This is a genomic window from Acinetobacter sp. G18, from assembly GCF_052660225.1.
The window spans coordinates 330877-348512 of the sequence record NZ_CP109658.1; the positions used below are offsets into that span (position 1 = coordinate 330877).

Here is a 17636-nt window from a genome sequence, read left to right on the forward strand (position 1 = left end):
TAAAGCATGACTGTATCACGTACATTTTGGCAGAATGTTCAACAATATATCTGGTTGGTTGGTGGTATTGCCTGCTTGTTGCTGGCTTTTATTTTCTGGGTAATTACCGATAGCAAGAAGTTGGTTGAAGTTGAAAAGTCAGCTGATTCTGATGCGCCTGTTCAAATTCAACCAGAGAAAGTTGCTACGACACCTAACTTGGGTGCTTTAGCTGATGAAGTTCGTCCACTTGATCTAACAACTCGTACAGTTGCATCTGGTGAGCATGAACCAGAGTTTCGTGGTACGAAATTTATTAACGAAAATAAAAAACAATGGACGCTTGAGATATTTAGAGCATCTGATGAAGACATTATTAAAAACTTTTTAAAAAATCGTAGTGATCGTAATAAATTTATTTATTTTCGCTTAAGTGGTGAACAGCAAGCGGAGCAGTATGTTTTGGTTTATGGGATCTTTAAACGCTCAGACGATGCAATTCAGCAGTTAACACAGATTAACCTACAATTGCCTGAGTCTATTAAGCCTCAGCCACAACAGTTCTCAAGTTATGCTCCTTTGGTCAATGATTTGGGTGCAGATGAGATGAAAGGTGGAAATAATCAGCTTTATGAGGTTCGTCTGCGTCCAGCCGCTCTACCTACAATTGATGAATCATTATTGATGGCGGGATCAACTAATGCCGCAGTCAATGTTCAGCCGAAAGCTCCTGCAACCAATTCAGCTACTAAGACCACTATTGTTCGCCGTGATGCTCAAGGAAATGTAGTGGATGTACAACAATCGAATTCAAATATTGATCAACCGAATAAGCCAGCTCAAACACGTTCAAATGATATTCAATAAAAAATGCCTCAAATAAGGGCAGTAAAAGGAGATAATTTGTTCAATAACATGCACAATATTAGTGCAAAATAAAATCCAATAATATTTTTTGACCATATCTGGTGCATATTTAGTCATTTTTTGGTGTGATAACGCGAATAAAATAGATATATTTATATTGAATATAAGTACTTAGATTAATTTTTATTATATGGCACACTTTTTGCTTTATTGTTGTGCTTATTAATGTGCTGCAAACTATTTTAGCCCTCTAAGAAGTGAATTCTATGCAGAGTCGTGGGGTCGAGCTGCTTTAAAAGAGTGCGAAATAAGTCAAAACATTTTTCTAGCAAAAACCAGTGTACGTAAAAATGGAACAGCGTATATTGGCTTATCAGCCCAAAATTTTTTATTTGCGAAACATTGAGCTAACTATCATCGGTAGGCACTATCGCAAAAAGAAGTTGTTTGTTTGACGCTCGAAAGAGCCTTATTGAAAGAAGGGTACGCTATGCACATGCCATCGCCTAATACTGTAGCTCCCGCTCAAGGTTTATATCAGCCTGATGAGTTTAAGGATAACTGTGGTTTTGGACTGATTGCCCATATGAAGGGTGAATCAAGTCATCATCTAGTAGAAACCGCGATTCACAGTTTAAGTTGCATGACGCACCGTGGTGGTATTGCCGCAGATGGCAAGACGGGAGATGGTTGCGGCTTATTATTGGCGATGCCAAAGCAATTTTTCCGTGATGAAGCAAAAAAACTAAGTGATATTACACTCAGTGAAATTTTTGCTGTGGGTACGGTATTTTTAAATATTGATCCAGCATTAGCACAGCACTCTAAAAATATTTTAACGAAAGAAATCGAGTCAGAAGGTTTACGTGTTCTTGCTTGGCGTATCGTTCCTACAAACAACGATGCATTAGGTGAAATTGCGCTTCAATCTTTACCAGCTTTTGAACAAGTCATTGTGAACTGTCCAATGGGTGTAACTGAGGTTGAATTTAACCGTAAGTTATTCTTGGCGCGTCGCCGTGCGGAACAACAACTCCAAAAAGATCCGCTATTTTATGTGACTACACTTTGTTCAACAGTCATTAGCTATAAAGGCTTGATGATGCCTGCGGCAATTGCTGAGTTCTATACAGACCTGGCAGATGAGCGCTTAAAATCGCATATCGTAGTATTCCACCAACGTTTCTCTACAAATACATTACCGCGTTGGCCTTTGGCTCAGCCATTCCGTTACCTTGCACATAATGGTGAAATCAATACCATTACAGCAAACCGTAACTGGGCATTGGCACGTACGCCTAAATTTGAAAACCCATTATTACCAGGTCTTACTGAGCTTAATCCGATTGTAAACCGCACAGGTTCAGATTCTTCAAGCCTAGATAACATGCTTGAGATCTTGGTGGGTGGCGGTATGGATTTATTCCGTGCATTACGTATGCTCGTTCCACCAGCTTGGCAAAACGTTGAAACTTTAGATGCAGACTTACGTGCATTCTATGAGTTCAACTCTAAGCATATGGAAGCTTGGGATGGTCCTGCCGGTCTTGTTATTCAAGATGGTCGTCATGCGATTTGTATGCTTGATCGTAATGGTTTACGTCCTGCACGTTGGGTAATTACCAAAAATGATTACATCACCTTAGCATCTGAAATCGGTGTTTGGGGCTATGAACCTGAAGATGTAGTTTCTAAAGGCCGTGTAGGCCCGGGTCAAATTTTGGTAGTTGATACCCTAACAGGTAAAGTACTCGATACTAAAGATGTGAGTACACATTTGAAAAACATGCGTCCGTACCGCGAATGGCTACGTGATCATGCAATTCGTTTAAAAGCAGATCCAGAACTTGAAGAACAACTTATTGATAAAGGTTTAACTGGTGAGGCATTAAAAGTAGCTCAAAAAATGTTTATGGTGACATTTGAAGAGCGTGACCAGTTATTACGCCCAATCGCTGAAAGTGGACAGGAAGCTGTTGGTTCTATGGGTGATGATACACCTATGGCTGTATTGTCTCGTCAAGTACGCCACGTGACAGATTATTTCCGTCAACAGTTTGCACAAGTAACAAACCCACCAATTGACCCGCTACGTGAGTCAATTGTAATGTCGTTAGAGACCTGTTTAGGTCGTGAGCAGAATGTATTTGAGCAAGGCCCTGAGCATGCTGATCGTATCATCATCTCTAGTCCAGTATTGTCAAATTCAAAAATGCAGCAAATCCGTAGCATTGAGCGTCCGGGTTACGAAGCAGTTGATATTAATTTAAACTATGCCGAAGAAGAAGGTTTGCAAGCTGCGATTACACGTATCTGTGAAGAAGCGGCGCAAGCAGTTCGTGATGGCAAAACTTTAATTGTCTTAACAGATAAAAAGATCAGCCAAGGTTTATTACCAGCAAACGCAGCACTTGCAACAGGTGCGGTACATCATTACCTCATCAAAACTGGTCTGCGCACTGATGCAAACATCATGGTTGAAACTGGTTTTGCACGTGATCCGCATCAATTTGCGGTATTACTTGGTTTTGGTGCAACCGCTGTTTATCCATATCTTGCGTACGACGTGATCAATGATTTGATTGCTAAAGGTGAGCTTTTAGGTGACCCAATCCATGCGCAAGCAAACTTCCGTAAAGGTATTGAGAAAGGCTTGCTAAAAGTTCTTTCAAAAATGGGTATCTCTACCGTTGCTTCTTATCGTGGTGGTCAGCTCTTTGAAGCAGTAGGTTTATCATCTGAAGTGGTAGATCAGTGTTTCTTAGGTGTTCCAAGTCGTATTCAAGGTGCAACATTTGCTGACCTCGAAAAAGACCAGAAAAAATTAGCAGCAACAGCATGGTCAAGCCGTAAACCAATTGATCAGGGTGGTTTGCTTAAATTCGTATTTGATAAAGAATACCACGCGTTTAATCCAGATGTGATTAACTCATTACACAAAGCGGTTCGCTCTGGTAAATACGAAGACTTTAAAGAATATGCTGAGTTGGTGAATAATCGTCCAGTAGCGACTATTCGTGACTTATTTAAGTTAAAAACAACCAATTCAATTCCAGTTGAGCAAGTTGAATCAGTTGAAGATATCTTGCCTCGTTTTGACTCGGCTGGGATGTCTTTAGGTGCGCTTTCTCCAGAAGCACACGAAGCAATCGCAATCGCAATGAACACGATCGGTGGTCGTTCAAACTCTGGTGAAGGCGGTGAAGATCCTGTTCGTTACGGCACAATCCGTAACTCGAAAATCAAACAAATCGCATCTGGTCGTTTCGGTGTAACACCTGCATATTTAACTTCTGCTGAAGTATTGCAAATTAAAGTTGCTCAGGGTGCAAAACCAGGTGAAGGTGGTCAGTTACCAGGTGGTAAAGTAAATGGTTTAATCGCACGTTTACGTTACTCAGTACCGGGTGTGACACTGATTTCGCCTCCACCACACCACGACATTTACTCAATTGAAGATTTGTCTCAGTTAATTTTTGACTTGAAACAAGTTAACCCGAAAGCCATGGTATCTGTGAAGTTGGTATCTGAGCCGGGTGTAGGAACAATTGCTGCGGGTGTTGCAAAAGCTTATGCGGACTTCATTACCATTTCAGGTTATGACGGCGGTACGGCTGCATCTCCACTTTCATCAATTCACCATGCGGGTTCTCCATGGGAATTAGGTTTGAGTGAGGCGCATCAAGCACTGCGTGTAAATGACTTGCGTGGAAAAGTGCGTGTACAAACTGATGGTGGTTTAAAAACTGGTCTTGATGTGATCAAGGCAGCAATTTTAGGTGCTGAAAGCTTTGGCTTTGGTTCAACACCAATGATCGCTTTAGGTTGTAAATACCTCCGTATTTGTCACTTAAATAACTGTGCAACTGGTGTTGCGACTCAACAAGATCATTTACGTCAAGAGCACTATATTGGCGAGCCAGAAATGCTCATCAATTTCTTCCACTTCATTGCGGAAGAAACTCGTGAATGGTTGGCAGCATTAGGTGTGTCTTCATTAAAAGACTTGATTGGTCGTGTGGACTTGCTTGAAGTATTGCCGGGTGAAACTGAAAAACATGCGCATCTTGATTTAAGTGCACTGTTAACTTCACATCCTTCTGCTGAAGGTAAAGCGCAGTACTGTGAAGTACAAGGTAATGCACCATTCGATAAAGGTGTATTGGCTGAGAAAATGGTTGCAGAAATGCTTCCTGCAATTGAGTCAAGTGCGGGTGGTCAGTTCAACTTTAATGTTGTGAACTGTGACCGTTCAATCGGTGCTCGTGTATCGGGTGAAATTGCTCGTCGCTACGGCAACTTGGGTATGGAAGCACATCCAGTTGTAATGAACTTAACTGGTACAGCTGGCCAGTCACTTGGTGTATGGAACGCTGGTGGTTTACACATCCGTCTTGAGGGTGATGCAAACGACTATGTAGGTAAAGGTATGGCGGGTGGTCGTATTTCGATTTTCCCACCACAAGGTTCACCTTTCCAAACACAAAACACAGCAATTATTGGTAATACCTGTTTGTACGGTGCAACTGGCGGTAAGCTTTTTGCAGCAGGTACAGCGGGTGAGCGTTTTGCGGTTCGTAACTCTGGCGCATTTGCTGTAATCGAAGGTGCGGGTGATCACTGCTGTGAATATATGACAGGTGGTGTTGTGACTGTACTTGGTAAAGTAGGTCATAACTTCGGTGCGGGCATGACTGGTGGTTTTGCTTATGTACTTGACCTTGATAATGACTTCGTAGATTACTACAACCATGAGTTGATTGATTTAAATCGTATTTCAACAGAATCTATGGAAGATCATAAAGAGTTCTTACTGCGTATTATCGATGAGCATATCAAAGAAACAGGTAGTGCTTGGGCTTATAAAATCCGCAATGAGTTCGACTTCTACAGCCGTAAATTCTGGCTTGTAAAACCAAAAGCTGCTAACTTGCAATCGCTTTTGAAAACTACACAAGCTGACCCACAATAATTCCACGACTGCAAAGACATAGGCAGGTGCGGGCAACAGTGAAATCCGCGCCTACCCACGGAGAGAGACATGGCAGAACGCCTAAATAATGACTTTCAATTTCTGGATGTACCACGTCAAGATCCAGAGAAAAAAGATATTACTGTCCGCAAAGCAGAATTTGTGGAAATTTATAAGCCTTTTACTTCGGAAACAGTCACTAATCAGACTCACCGTTGTTTAGGTTGTGGTAATCCTTATTGCGAATGGAAGTGCCCAGTACATAACTACATTCCGAACTGGTTAAAACTGATTGCTGAAGGTCAAATTTTCCAAGCTGCTGAGCTTTGTCACCAAACAAATACCTTACCAGAGGTATGTGGTCGTGTCTGTCCACAAGACCGTTTGTGTGAAGGTGCTTGTACCTTAAATGATGGTTTTGGTGCAGTAACGATTGGTAATGCTGAAAAATACATCAATGACACAGCTTTTGCTTTGGGCTGGCGCCCGGACATGTCACATGTGAAATGGACGGGTAAAAAAGTTGCAATTATTGGTGCAGGCCCAGCAGGTCTAGGCTGCGCAGATATTTTAGCTCGTGGTGGTGTTAAGCCAGTTGTATTTGATAAACGTCCTGAAATTGGTGGCTTGCTGACATTTGGTATTCCAGAATTCAAAATGGAAAAAGATGTCATGAAACGCCGCCGTGAAATTTTCACAGGTATGGGCATTGAATTCCGTTTAAATACTGAAATTGGTAAAGATGTCACTATTGATGAATTACTTGCAGAATATGATGCAGTATTCATGGGTATGGGAACTTATACCTACATGAAGGGGGGCTTCCCTGGTGAAGACCTCGATGGGGTTTATGACGCGCTTGATTTCTTGATCTCGAACGTAAATCGTTGCCAAGGTTGGGAAAAAGATCCAAGTGAATACATTAGCTTAGACGGTAAAAAAGTTATTGTTCTAGGCGGTGGTGATACCGCTATGGACTGTAATCGTACTTCATTGCGTCAAGGTGCTCACGATGTAACTTGTGCATACCGCCGTGATGAAAGCAACATGCCGGGTTCTGCACGTGAAGTGAAAAATGCCTACGAAGAGGGGGTGAAATTCCTATTCAATCGTCAACCAATCGAGATTGTTGGTGAAAATGGCAAAGTAACAGGCGTAAAAGTAGTAACTACGCAAATGGGTGAACCTGATAGTCGTGGCCGCCGTAGCCCTGAACCAATTCCGGGTTCTGAAGAAGTTTTACCAGCTGATGCAGTTTTACTAGCGTTTGGTTTCCGTCCAAGCCCAGCAGACTGGTTTGGTAATGTGAATATCAATCTTGATGGTTCAGGCCGTGTTGTTGCAGCTGAAAAGCAAGAATTCAAATTCCAGACATCAAACCCGAAAATCTTTGCTGGTGGTGATATGGTACGTGGCTCAGACCTAGTCGTAACTGCGATTTGGGAAGGTCGTCAAGCTGCTGAAGGTATCTTAGATTACCTTGGCGTTTAATAAATTAATTTGTTAAATCACTCAAAAAAGCCTACTTTAAGTAGGCTTTTTTTATTGTCTACCATTAGTCAGTTTGATATTTTTGGCAAATACAATAAGCTTTTTTGCTCTTTTTAGTGCTTAAATCCCAAGACATACTCAAAGCTTCCTTCTTCAATACAATAGGTGTTGAGTATGAACATCGCAGGTATGACGTCAGAAAAATCATATTTAAATCGTCGAAAAGCGTTGGGTATTACAGTACGTTGCCTTGAGTTTAATCCTCAAGCAATCAAACGCTATTATTTTGCGAACTCGCCTTTAATGTCTCATTTTTTAACTGCACTCTCGTCAACATTTCCAGTAGGAGAGCAGTTTTTTGTAAATAGTGTGCGTAATGTGCGTGACAAAGTTTCAGACCCTCAACTTCAGGCACAAATTGCAGCTTTTATTGGGCAAGAAGCGATGCACTCGAAAGCACATGGTGAATTTAATGAGGCTTGGCGCCGTGAAGACTATAATTTGGACCGTTTTCAAGCGTGGCTAAATGAACGTGATAAATATTTAAGAACAATTCCACCTAAGCTACAGCTGGCACTGACATGTGCATTTGAGCATTTTACGGCTTTGCTTGGTGGATATATTTTACAGCATCCCGAACTACTAAAAACTTTAGATCAAGATGCGCTGAAGCTTTGGGTTTGGCATGCTATTGAGGAAATTGAACATCGTTCAGTTGCATTTGATGTCTATCAACATGTCTATGGTGATGACCGTATTCGTCGATTATTAATGCGTAGTGTCACTACAGGATTTGCAAGTCTCGCTTTCTATGGGACAACTCGTTTATTTTGGCAAGATAAATGGAAAAGCTTGCCTAAAATAGGTGGAAATATTTTTGGCGTATATTTGCTTGTTAAAATGCTTATACAACTTACACCTGAATATTTTGCTTATTACAAAAAGGACTTTCATCCGAGTCAAACAGATTATGGCCATATGGTCGATTACTGGAAAACCTATTTGGCTGGTGAATATCAAATGACAAGTTTCCAAGAAGAAACAATGCAACGACCAAGCTAAAATAAAAACCGGATTTAAAGATCCGGTTTTTTAAATTTATAAAATAAAAGCAACACAATAATGCCAAATTCATCATACAATCGAGACAAGAGGTTAAAAATATAAAGAAAAACTTGAGGATGAAGTGACGATGAAAACGTTTAAACAACTGGTAATCGCGACAACACTTGCAAGCACCTTACTATTTTCCGGCTGTGGCTATAATACTTTACAGGTCAAAGATGAGGCTGTAACAGCGGCGTGGTCTGAAGTACAAAACCAATATCAACGTCGATCAGATTTGGTACCAAACCTTGTAAATGTAGTTAAAGGCTATGCTAAACATGAAGAGCAAGTATTAACAGAAGTCACTCAAGCACGTGCAAATGTTGCAGGTTTGAAAGTTGATAAAGAAGTATTAGAAGACCCAGCATTACTGGAAAAATATCAACAAGCACAAAGCCAGTTAACAGGTGCACTATCTCGACTTATTGCTGTTTCAGAAAATTACCCAGATTTAAAAGCCAACACTCAATTCCAAGAATTACAGGTTCAGCTTGAGGGTACAGAAAACCGAATTGCTGTGGCACGTAATCGTTATATTACAACTGTTCAGGACTATAACTCTTATGTCCGTCAGTTCCCGCAAGCCGTAACAGCAAAAGTGATTGGTATGCATCCGAAAGCTAATTTTTCTGCAGAAGCATCGGCTCAACAGGCTCCAAAAGTTTCTTTTGATTAATTCAAAATAGGAATGAGCCGTATGAGAAATACGATATTACTTCAGTTTAAGCAAATTAAGGTGTTTGTTATTACCTTAATCGTGCTCTGCTGCGGTGTACTGTTTCAGAGTGCGGCTTGGAGTGAGAATAATATTGCCACCGCTACAGATGAAACTGACACGGTGATGGCTGGTAAAATTATTCAGCAGCAGCAAGCTCAAGCATCGAAGCCTAAAGTAAATGAGCAGGCTGCTTCAAGTGCCGCGCCTCAAGCTCAGGTTGCGAATGACATGGCTGATGGTGAATCAATTCGTGGTTTACCTACATTAAATCAGCCTGTCATTGATCAAGCCAATATTTTAAGTGAAGCTGAAAAGGAGCAACTTAATCAGAAAATTTTAAATTTATATCAGCAAGGTAAGGCACAAATAGGTATTGTGATTGTACCGACTACGGGCCAAGAAGATATTTTTGATTATGCTTTGCGTGTCGGTGAGAAATGGCAACTTGGTTCAAGTAAACGTGATAATGGATTGCTTATCGCAGTTGCAATTAATGATCATAGAATACAAATTCTAACTGGATATGGTTTGGAAGGCGTATTGCCAGATATCGTTGCAAGCCGAATTATTCGAAATCAAATTACACCTTACTTTAAACAAGCCCAATATGCACAAGGCTTAAATGCTGGTGTCGATGAAATTACAAGAGTTTTAAATCTAGATCCGGAAGTTGCTCAGCAAGCTGCCCAAGATTTAAAAGAGCGCCAACATCAGGCTGCCGAAGAACAACAAGCCAAACAAACAACGCTGACGATGGCATTGTTTATTCTTATTGCCGGAATTGTAGGTTCATTTATTGTTGGTCGACCTCTTAGTGCTTCTACAGCAGGTGTTGCTGCCGCGGTAGCAGGTTTTGTTAACGGTGCAGGCGTGGTCACTAGTTTATTACTTGGATTTGGTATCTTCTTTTTACTCATTACCTCAATAGCCCAACTTATTTTACAGGCTATTTTAAGTGGTTCTGGTGGTGGTCGCGGAGGTGGCGGCTTTGGTGGTGGAGGTGGCGGTTATGGCGGCGGCGGCGGTCGTTTTGGCGGTGGAGGTGCTTCAGGGTCATGGTAACAAAATCAGAAACAACACAAATTATTACTCAACCCAAAATTGAGGAATCTGTAGAGCCAAGTTTAAAACGTTGGTTTAAGCATCTTTGTTATTTCCCTGCTAGTAGTCGTTATTTTAGTAAAAAAGATAAACAGGCTATTGCTGAAGCTGTTCAACAAGCTGAACTTGGTCATGTTGGTGAAATACAGGTCGTTATAGAAGGACATATTCCTTGTTCACAAGCGTATAGACAAAATACGCGCTTAAGGGCACAACAACTATTTGCAGAACTTGGGGTTTGGGATACTGAGCTTAATAGCGGTGTGCTGCTCTATTTAAATTTATGTGAGCGAACAGTAGAAATCATATTTGACCGCGGTATTAGAAACGCGACGACTGATCAAGTGTGGCCAAAGATTTGTGAGTCTATTGTTCAACAGCTCAAACAAAAACAGTATCTACAAGCTGTAGTAATTGGGGTTCAGCAAATTGGCGATGTGATGTCTCGCTTTTACGATGAGAATATGCCAGATCAAAATGATGAATTGGGAAATGCACCGATTATTATTAATTAGCTTATCTGCCTAAAAAATTAGCTTTTTTAAAAATTATTCCAAATATAGTGGCTGACAAAAATTGTCATATATTTATCTGCTTTTAAAGAGATTTTTGTCGCATTAAATAGTAAAAAAAAGAAGTAAGTTATGAAGTGGTTTTTATTGGTGATTCAATCCTTAGAAAGTTTTAGTGACAATTTTTGTCAGTTATGTGCTTAATACATGACTAAAATTAATTTTTATAAATCTTAACTTGCTGTTTTTAAATGAAAATAAAAGTTGGCATGGTTAATGCTATATAGCTGGTAGCTTAAAAAGCTTATATAAAAACATATATACAATCTTTGGGGAAAAGGCTATGAATGCACAAAAAGGTTTTACATTAATTGAACTCATGATCGTGGTTGCGATTATTGGTATTTTAGCTGCAGTTGCTATTCCTGCTTATCAGGACTATACGGTCAAGTCAAAATGGGCATCTAATATTGCTGATGTAGAAGGAATTAAACAGGCTGTTAAAAATTGCTTAAGTGACCAAGCTGGTGATGGTACTAAGTGTTCTACATTAGCACAAGTTAAAGCGTATGGTTTCTCTGGTTCTGTGTTGCCAACTCCAAATTATGCTACAGCTCCTGTTACTTTAGCGGGTGCTGCACCAAGTGCACCAGCAGCAGGTGATGGTACAGTTACTATTAGCTTCACTGGTGTTAGTGAAGTTAAAAGTTTGGTATATGAGGGAGTTTGTCAAATGAATACGGGTGGTAATATTGATTGTACAGCTACTTCAAATGATACTCTAGGTACTTATGTGAAAGGTACTAAGCGTTAATTTATATTTAATTAAAAATAAAAAGCGCCTTAACTAAGGTGCTTTTTTATTCCTTAAATTTGCATACGAAGTTTATCTACCTAAATTGCGTTTAAAATTAGCTTAATCTCCTTTATTTCTTGTTAAAATTATCCTTCTCTATTTCCATGTATAATCCTTTTCAAGTTTTTGGCTTATAACCTGTCTTTATGCAAGTATTCTTTCTGTTCCTCGCAGCAATTCTGCTGGGTTTTGCGTGGTTATCACCATTTCACTATAACCCTTGGGTGATGTTTTCTAGCGAAATGAGTACCTTTGCAGCAGGTCTAAGTGTCTTAGCTGCGCTTTTTTATCAAAATATTAAAATTCCGCGTGCACAATTATTGCTTTTACCATTTGCTTTAATTCCAGTGGTGCAGTGGGCTTTGGGATTAGTTTTTGATTTTAGTACAGCTTTGTTAAGTTCACTTTATTTTTTAGGCTTCTGGTTTATGGTTGTAGCGGGTTATAACCTATCATTAGAGCCACAAAAAAGAGATGAGATTTTTATAGGTTTTAGTTTACTTACTGTTATTGTTTCAGTTGCAACGAGCGTTATTGCAATTTGTCAGTGGTTAAACGTTGATACACATTTTGCACATATGCTGCATTTAATAGGTAACCGTCCATACGGAAATTTTGGCCAACCTAACAATATGGCAACATTTCTTCTCATGGGGTTAATAGGTTGTTTATTTTTATATGAAAATAATAAAGCATCAGTTTGGCTACTTTTTCCATCAGCACTGATTATTTTATTTGCAGTTGCCTTGAGTCAATCAAGAACCTCTTGGATTGTTGTTCCATTTTTACTTATTTATTGGGTGATTAAAAAGTATAAAAAACAAAAACGTTTTGGAGCAATTCAGGGCATTTTGTGGTGTTTTAGTTTTTTTATGATCGCAGGTCTAATTTTACCTTATCTAACTCAATTTATTGAATTATCTACAAATACACAAATAACAGAAACTAGTACATTAGTTGCTAGAGCAGGTTCTGGACATGAGCGGGTTGGAATATGGATGCAAATATTGCATGCTATCACTCAACATCCCTGGTTTGGTTATGGATGGAGTCAGACTAGCGTAGCAGGCATTGATAGTATCCGATTTGGGACAGTGCATGTATGGTTCAATAGTGCTCATAATGTGCTATTGGATTTAATCGTCTGGAATGGTATTCCAATTGCTGCAGTAATGATTGCTTTGTTTGTTTGTTGGTTGTTTTGGTTAAATCAACAAGCGAAAGAAACGATCTCAATTATCGCGTTTATGATGGTCTGTACAGTACTTATTCATGCGATGTTAGAATTTCCACAGCGTTATGCTTATTTCTTGCTGACATGTGGCTTTTTATTGGGGCTAATCCAAGCCCAGTCTCCGATATTGAAAGGCGTTGTACTAAGCAAACACCTTCTGCGTTTAGTATGGGGCATAAGCTTGGTGCTTATAATCGCAATTTGGCGTGATTACAACGTATATGTCATCAATAGTAACTTACTATTTAAAAACAAGCAGCCAAATGCTGAGTTTATGGGAAGCGATCGAATTTTTGTTTTAACTCAATTTGCTCAACGTTTAAAGTGGATTGCACTTAATCCTAATGTAACTTTATCTGAAGCAGAATTAATTCAATGGGGAAATTTTGTGAAGAACAAAGCAACTCCCTATAATTTACGTAAATATGCTCAGTTACTTGCTTACAATGGAAAAGTAGATCAAGCAGAGCAACAAATATTTATTTTGCAGCACCTTTATGGACAGCAAATAACACTGCCGCAATTACTAAAAGATAAATAAAAAAATCCCCTTGTTCTCAAGGGGATTTTTTTATGGGAAATTACATTTGGCTCTGGATATAATTTTCGATACCAACGCTACCGATAAGGTCAATTTGAGTATCTAACCAATCCCAATATTCTTCTTCTTTTTCTAGAATTTCTTGTACCAAATCACGTGTCACATAGTCTTGTTCTGTTTCCGCTAAAGCGACTGCTTTTTGAATGGCATCAATGTTTTCTTTCACTTTGCGAATATCACATTGCAGAACTTCTTCTGTATGTTGACCAATATATAATTTGCCTAGATGTTGAAGATTTGGAAGGCCTTCTAAAAATAAGATACGCTCAATAATTTTGTCAGCATGCTTCATTTGACGAATTGATTCTTTATATTCAGCAGAACCGAGTTGTTCAATCCCCCAGTCATTAAACATGCGAGAGTGTAAAAAGTATTGGTTAATTGCAGTTAAATGATGATACAGCACTTGGTTAAGCTGATTAATCACATCACGATTGCCTTTCATTGTAGCTACTCCAAAACAATTTCTGCCTTAATCCAATTAAGGCAATCTATGAGTTCATTTTAGTGAACAATCATGGAGATGGCGAGTAATTTATAGAACAGCAAATGAAAATCGCAATCAAAAACAACACAATATTAGTAAAGGTGAATTTCCTTCCAAAAAAACCGCTTGAATGAGGAACAATGAACGTTCCGCAAAAAGCGGTGGAGGAGTCAATAATTTACTGTTAAATACTAATTTTTATTATGCAGCTACAGAAATACGAGCAGCAATTTCAGCTAATTCATCACTAATAATAGCACGTGCTTCTGGTGCACAGCGTCCGCAGCAAGTACCAAGATCAAGCAAATCACGAATTTCACGATAGCTTTCAGCGCCATTTTCAATAGCGTCTTTGATATCTTGATCTGTAATGCCACGACACAAGCAAACGTACATGGGAGTGATCCCCAAATATAAATGCGATAATTGATATTATTGATAATTATTATCGTTTGTCAATGAAATTCATTTAAAATCTCATTTATCTTTATTGGGATTTTGGATAAAAAAATACCACCTAAGCGGAAATCTGAGAGTTGTCTAGATTTTTAAGCACGGTGGTATTTACGTTTTTCACTAAATATTTAAGAATTAAATTGTTATCTTATTGATTAATAATAACAATGCCGTCCATTTCAACTAATGCACCTTTGGGTAAACTTGCTACTCCAAGTGCAGCGCGAGCTGGATATGGCTGAGCAAAATATTCACCCATGATTTGGTTTACAAGTTGGAAGTTAGATAAATCAGTGAGAAAAATATTGAGTTTTGCAATATCTGCAAGTGAGCCACCTGCAGCTTCACATACAGCTTTAAGGTTGTCAAATACGCGGCGAATTTGAGCTTCAATGCCTTCTACAAGTTCCATACTGTATGGGTCTAAACCAATTTGCCCTGATAGATATAATGTATTACCCACTAAAATGGCTTGAGAATATGTGCCGATAGCAGCAGGGGCATTTTCAGTATGAATGACTTGACGGGACATTTGGTTCTCCTTGATTAAATCTTTTTCCATCATAATCGATGATACGTTTTGACAAAAGTATCATCGATTTAATTAATTAAGTGATTTTGGAAAGTTAGATTTTAGTAAAGCAGAACAAATTTTAGCTAACTTTGGAAATTTCAGCCTGTGGAGCAGGGGCATCTAAGCGTTCAATACGTGGGAATCCGTAGTGCATGCGTAAATCACGAATAACCTTTGCAATATGTTTACGATTGTTCACCACAATATTGAAGAAAGTTCGTTGCTCGTTGGAATGTACCATTTCTACCCCTGCATTATTTTTACGGCATTGATAGATAAGGTCTGATACCTGCTCATCATTCATGGCCATATAAATTGCAAGGTAGGCAGTAAAGCGTACATCATCTACATCATCTGCTTTCCATTGAAGCGGCATGATATTTTCTGGATGCAAATGCTGTTCATGCAGTAAATTATGACAACGAATACGATGCACAATTAATCCACGGCGTGTTAAGTGACCTTGAATGAGATCGCCCAAAACTGGATTGCAGCAGTGAGCATATTTAACATCGATGCCTTCAGTACCCTGAATTAATCGGTCTGAATTTTCTACTTGTGGATGTTTGTCGTTTGCAAACAAATGATTGGCTACGAGTTGAGGAAGTAAGTCTCCAACTGCGATTTGCTCGAATAATGCATCTTTATTATCAATATGACGCCATTGTAAAAGATCTAGCCAATCTGCTTCTGAAAGATCATTGATTGAACGGTTAAAGAGTTTTAATGCTCGTGAAAGTGCCTGTGCACCCACTAAACGTTGTTCTTCAATATCTTGATCTTTGAGTACATGTTGTAAAGCACGGCGGGCTTTTTGAGTATTAATGAAGCTTAACCAGTCCGGATTTGGAGTTGCTAAAACATCAGTAATGATTTCAATCACCTGTCCACTGATCAGGGGGGTTGAAAGTGGTTTAATTTCACCATCAACTTTTGCACCTACTGCATGATTACCCAAGAAAAGGCTTGCTGAATAAGCAAAGTCAACTACCGTTGCGCCTTGTGGTAATTCGTGTAGTTGCCCATGTGGGGTGTAAACCCAAATTTTTTCTTGATGTAAGTAATCTAATAAATCATTAAAAGTTGTTTTAGCACATTCACCGTCAATGAGTGTATTTAAGTTCTGCATTGATGCCTGAATGGCAGACCGGCAAGTTTGTGGAGCATTTTCACCGAGTACTACACCGAAACGTGCGGCTTTACGCATGAGTTCAGTTTGAATGGTGAGTGATAGTGTGGTTTTTTCGCCTTTAAGCTTGATTAATAAAGACTGATTACCGCCAGGTAATGGGCGTCGAATATGGTCTTGGTATTCGATAACTTGAAAATTTTCTTTTAATGCTGCAAATAAACGGTCACAGTCGGCAACTGACTGTAAAACAATTTCAAAGGCATGGCTATGGGTAAGCTCTTGTAAATCCATCTCGCTTTTGACGAAATGGCGTAATAGTTCAATATTATTATTTTTCTTTTTAATACGGCCTTGAATATGGTAGTTATGCAGAAGCTCTGCTAGATTTTGTTCCCAAATGCTTTGGTATTTACATCGTTCGGGTTTGGTTTGGAGTAATGCATTCTGGACGTTATCAAACATATCTAAATCAAGATTTTGATAACATAAATTTTCAAGATTATCAGCCATTTCATTCATGCCGACTAATCTTGCCATAGGTACAAAAATATCAAAAGTTTCTTGCGCGATACGAGCACGTTTATCGGGACGCAAAGCACCTAAGGTTGTCATATTATGATAGCGATCGGCTAGTTTAATAATAATGACGCGTGGATCTTGTAGTGTTGCTTGTAGAATTTTTCTGAAAGACGCAGCTTTGTTGTATTCTTTATCACTTGATTGGCTTAGCTTGGTCACGCCATCAACTAGCTCTGCAACAGTTTGGCCAAATCGCTCAGTAATATCTTCTTTGGTATATTGAGTATCTTCAATGACATCATGTAAAAGGGCTGCCATTAAAGTTTCAGCGTCCAATCGCATATTAGCTAAAATACAGCTAACAGCAATAGGATGTAGAATATAGGGTTCACCACTTTTACGTGTAATACCAGTGTGTGCCAGATCTCCAAAATCACAGGCAGCAAGCACTTTCTCGACTTCACTTACGGATAAGTAAGGTTCGATAATTAATTTGAGCTGTTGCTTGGCTTGGCTGACCTCTTCGCCTGGCATAGACCACCCTTTTTCTGTTGCTTAAAAAACTAAATCTATCTACTTCTTAATGAAAAGCATATTGCGGAACTTGTCAATTTTTTCGGTTGAAAAAGTGTATTTTTTTTTCAATGAAAATAATTGTTTTTGCCAATATGTTTTAAATATGAAGAAGCCAAATAAAAAACCATCGCAAAGAAACGATGGTTTTTTATAGAAACAGGAGTAATTAGAAAGAAAAACCTTCTAAATTCAAGCTGTTTGTAGAAAGGGCAAGATCAAGACTCGAAGTTTGATAATCTTGCTCACGTTGTTTAAGAATTTCTTTCGTTACGTGACCTACAGCGATTTCACGTAAAGCAACAACTGTCGGTTTGTCGTTATCCCATTCTACAGTTGGCTCCATGCCTTGACGTGCCAATTGACGAGCACGTTTACTTGCAACGAGCACAAGCTCAAAACGGTTGTCTACATGATCTAAACAATCTTCAACGGTGACGCGTGCCATAAAAGTTCT

General features: G+C 39.1%; 13 protein-coding genes and 2 pseudogenes. 9 read left to right on the top strand and 6 right to left on the bottom strand.

Translation table 11 applies throughout. From position 1 onward, the window contains the following. The first annotated feature begins 6 nt into the window (after positions 1-6). From NE363_RS01545 to NE363_RS01585, 9 genes and pseudogenes are all read left to right on the top strand, one after another. Positions 7-881, top strand: a pseudogene (locus tag NE363_RS01545) (hypothetical protein). Positions 882-1342: 461 nt separating this feature from the next. Continuing rightward, a complete protein-coding gene (gene gltB, locus NE363_RS01550) occupies positions 1343-5818 on the top strand; it encodes a glutamate synthase large subunit (protein WP_445536350.1) in 4476 nt (1491 codons plus the stop codon). 69 nt (positions 5819-5887) lie between these two features. Beyond that, positions 5888-7309 (top strand): FAD-dependent oxidoreductase, encoded by a 1422-nt coding sequence (locus NE363_RS01555; protein WP_019457868.1) that lies wholly within the window; start codon positions 5888-5890, stop codon positions 7307-7309. A gap of 174 nt (positions 7310-7483) precedes the next feature. Next, positions 7484-8371, top strand: a complete 888-nt coding sequence (locus tag NE363_RS01560) for a metal-dependent hydrolase (RefSeq protein WP_445535704.1) — start codon at positions 7484-7486, stop codon at positions 8369-8371. A gap of 130 nt (positions 8372-8501) precedes the next feature. Beyond that, positions 8502-9092 (top strand): LemA family protein, encoded by a 591-nt coding sequence (locus tag NE363_RS01565; protein ID WP_002051712.1) that lies wholly within the window; start codon positions 8502-8504, stop codon positions 9090-9092. A 21-nt stretch (positions 9093-9113) separates the two neighbouring features. Continuing rightward, complete coding sequence (locus tag NE363_RS01570) at positions 9114-10196, top strand: TPM domain-containing protein (protein WP_445535705.1); 1083 nt, start codon at positions 9114-9116, stop codon at positions 10194-10196. Continuing rightward, complete coding sequence (locus NE363_RS01575) at positions 10190-10750, top strand: TPM domain-containing protein (RefSeq protein WP_445535706.1); 561 nt, start codon at positions 10190-10192, stop codon at positions 10748-10750. The genes NE363_RS01570 and NE363_RS01575 overlap by 7 nt, the downstream gene beginning before the upstream one ends. Positions 10751-11090: 340 nt before the next feature. Continuing rightward, positions 11091-11561: a pilin gene (locus NE363_RS01580; protein WP_445535707.1), complete on the top strand. Its 471-nt coding sequence runs from the start codon at positions 11091-11093 to the stop codon at positions 11559-11561. Between the two features lie 188 nt (positions 11562-11749). Further along, positions 11750-13378, top strand: a complete 1629-nt coding sequence (locus NE363_RS01585; RefSeq protein WP_445535708.1) for a Wzy polymerase domain-containing protein — start codon at positions 11750-11752, stop codon at positions 13376-13378. Between the two features lie 40 nt (positions 13379-13418). Here the strand turns inward: NE363_RS01585 and bfr are convergent, their stop codons facing one another. From bfr to rpoZ, 6 genes and pseudogenes are all read right to left on the bottom strand, one after another. After that, positions 13419-13883 (bottom strand): heteropolymeric bacterioferritin subunit Bfr, encoded by a 465-nt coding sequence (gene bfr, locus NE363_RS01590; protein WP_000678120.1) that lies wholly within the window; start codon positions 13881-13883, stop codon positions 13419-13421. Positions 13884-14126: 243 nt separating this feature from the next. Continuing rightward, on the bottom strand, positions 14127-14321 hold the full coding sequence (locus tag NE363_RS01595) for a bacterioferritin-associated ferredoxin (RefSeq protein WP_004705220.1): 195 nt from the start codon (positions 14319-14321) through the stop codon (positions 14127-14129). A gap of 208 nt (positions 14322-14529) precedes the next feature. After that, the gene (locus NE363_RS01600; protein WP_004705222.1) at positions 14530-14913 is read right to left on the bottom strand and encodes a RidA family protein; all 384 of its coding nucleotides are present in this window, start codon (positions 14911-14913) and stop codon (positions 14530-14532) included. A gap of 121 nt (positions 14914-15034) precedes the next feature. After that, positions 15035-17140, bottom strand: a complete 2106-nt coding sequence (locus NE363_RS01605) for a RelA/SpoT family protein (protein ID WP_445535709.1) — start codon at positions 17138-17140, stop codon at positions 15035-15037. A 39-nt stretch (positions 17141-17179) separates the two neighbouring features. Beyond that, positions 17180-17310, bottom strand: a pseudogene (locus NE363_RS01610) (hypothetical protein). A gap of 38 nt (positions 17311-17348) precedes the next feature. Beyond that, complete coding sequence (gene rpoZ / locus NE363_RS01615; RefSeq protein ID WP_000135049.1) at positions 17349-17627, bottom strand: DNA-directed RNA polymerase subunit omega; 279 nt, start codon at positions 17625-17627, stop codon at positions 17349-17351. Between the last annotated feature and the right edge of the window lie 9 nt (positions 17628-17636).

What these genes read in the sequence shown, in the direction of transcription:
- gltB (WP_445536350.1), top strand. Translation starts at nt 1,343, where the DNA reads ATGCCATCGCCTAATACTGTAGCTCCCGCTCAAGGTTTATATCAGCCT.
- NE363_RS01555 (WP_019457868.1), top strand. Translation starts at nt 5,888, where the DNA reads ATGGCAGAACGCCTAAATAATGACTTTCAATTTCTGGATGTACCACGT.
- NE363_RS01560 (WP_445535704.1), top strand. Translation starts at nt 7,484, where the DNA reads ATGAACATCGCAGGTATGACGTCAGAAAAATCATATTTAAATCGTCGA.
- NE363_RS01565 (WP_002051712.1), top strand. Translation starts at nt 8,502, where the DNA reads ATGAAAACGTTTAAACAACTGGTAATCGCGACAACACTTGCAAGCACC.
- NE363_RS01570 (WP_445535705.1), top strand. Translation starts at nt 9,114, where the DNA reads ATGAGAAATACGATATTACTTCAGTTTAAGCAAATTAAGGTGTTTGTT.
- NE363_RS01575 (WP_445535706.1), top strand. Translation starts at nt 10,190, where the DNA reads ATGGTAACAAAATCAGAAACAACACAAATTATTACTCAACCCAAAATT.
- NE363_RS01580 (WP_445535707.1), top strand. Translation starts at nt 11,091, where the DNA reads ATGAATGCACAAAAAGGTTTTACATTAATTGAACTCATGATCGTGGTT.
- NE363_RS01585 (WP_445535708.1), top strand. Translation starts at nt 11,750, where the DNA reads ATGCAAGTATTCTTTCTGTTCCTCGCAGCAATTCTGCTGGGTTTTGCG.
- bfr (WP_000678120.1), bottom strand. Translation starts at nt 13,883, where the DNA reads ATGAAAGGCAATCGTGATGTGATTAATCAGCTTAACCAAGTGCTGTAT.
- NE363_RS01595 (WP_004705220.1), bottom strand. Translation starts at nt 14,321, where the DNA reads ATGTACGTTTGCTTGTGTCGTGGCATTACAGATCAAGATATCAAAGAC.
- NE363_RS01600 (WP_004705222.1), bottom strand. Translation starts at nt 14,913, where the DNA reads ATGTCCCGTCAAGTCATTCATACTGAAAATGCCCCTGCTGCTATCGGC.
- NE363_RS01605 (WP_445535709.1), bottom strand. Translation starts at nt 17,140, where the DNA reads ATGCCAGGCGAAGAGGTCAGCCAAGCCAAGCAACAGCTCAAATTAATT.
- rpoZ (WP_000135049.1), bottom strand. Translation starts at nt 17,627, where the DNA reads ATGGCACGCGTCACCGTTGAAGATTGTTTAGATCATGTAGACAACCGT.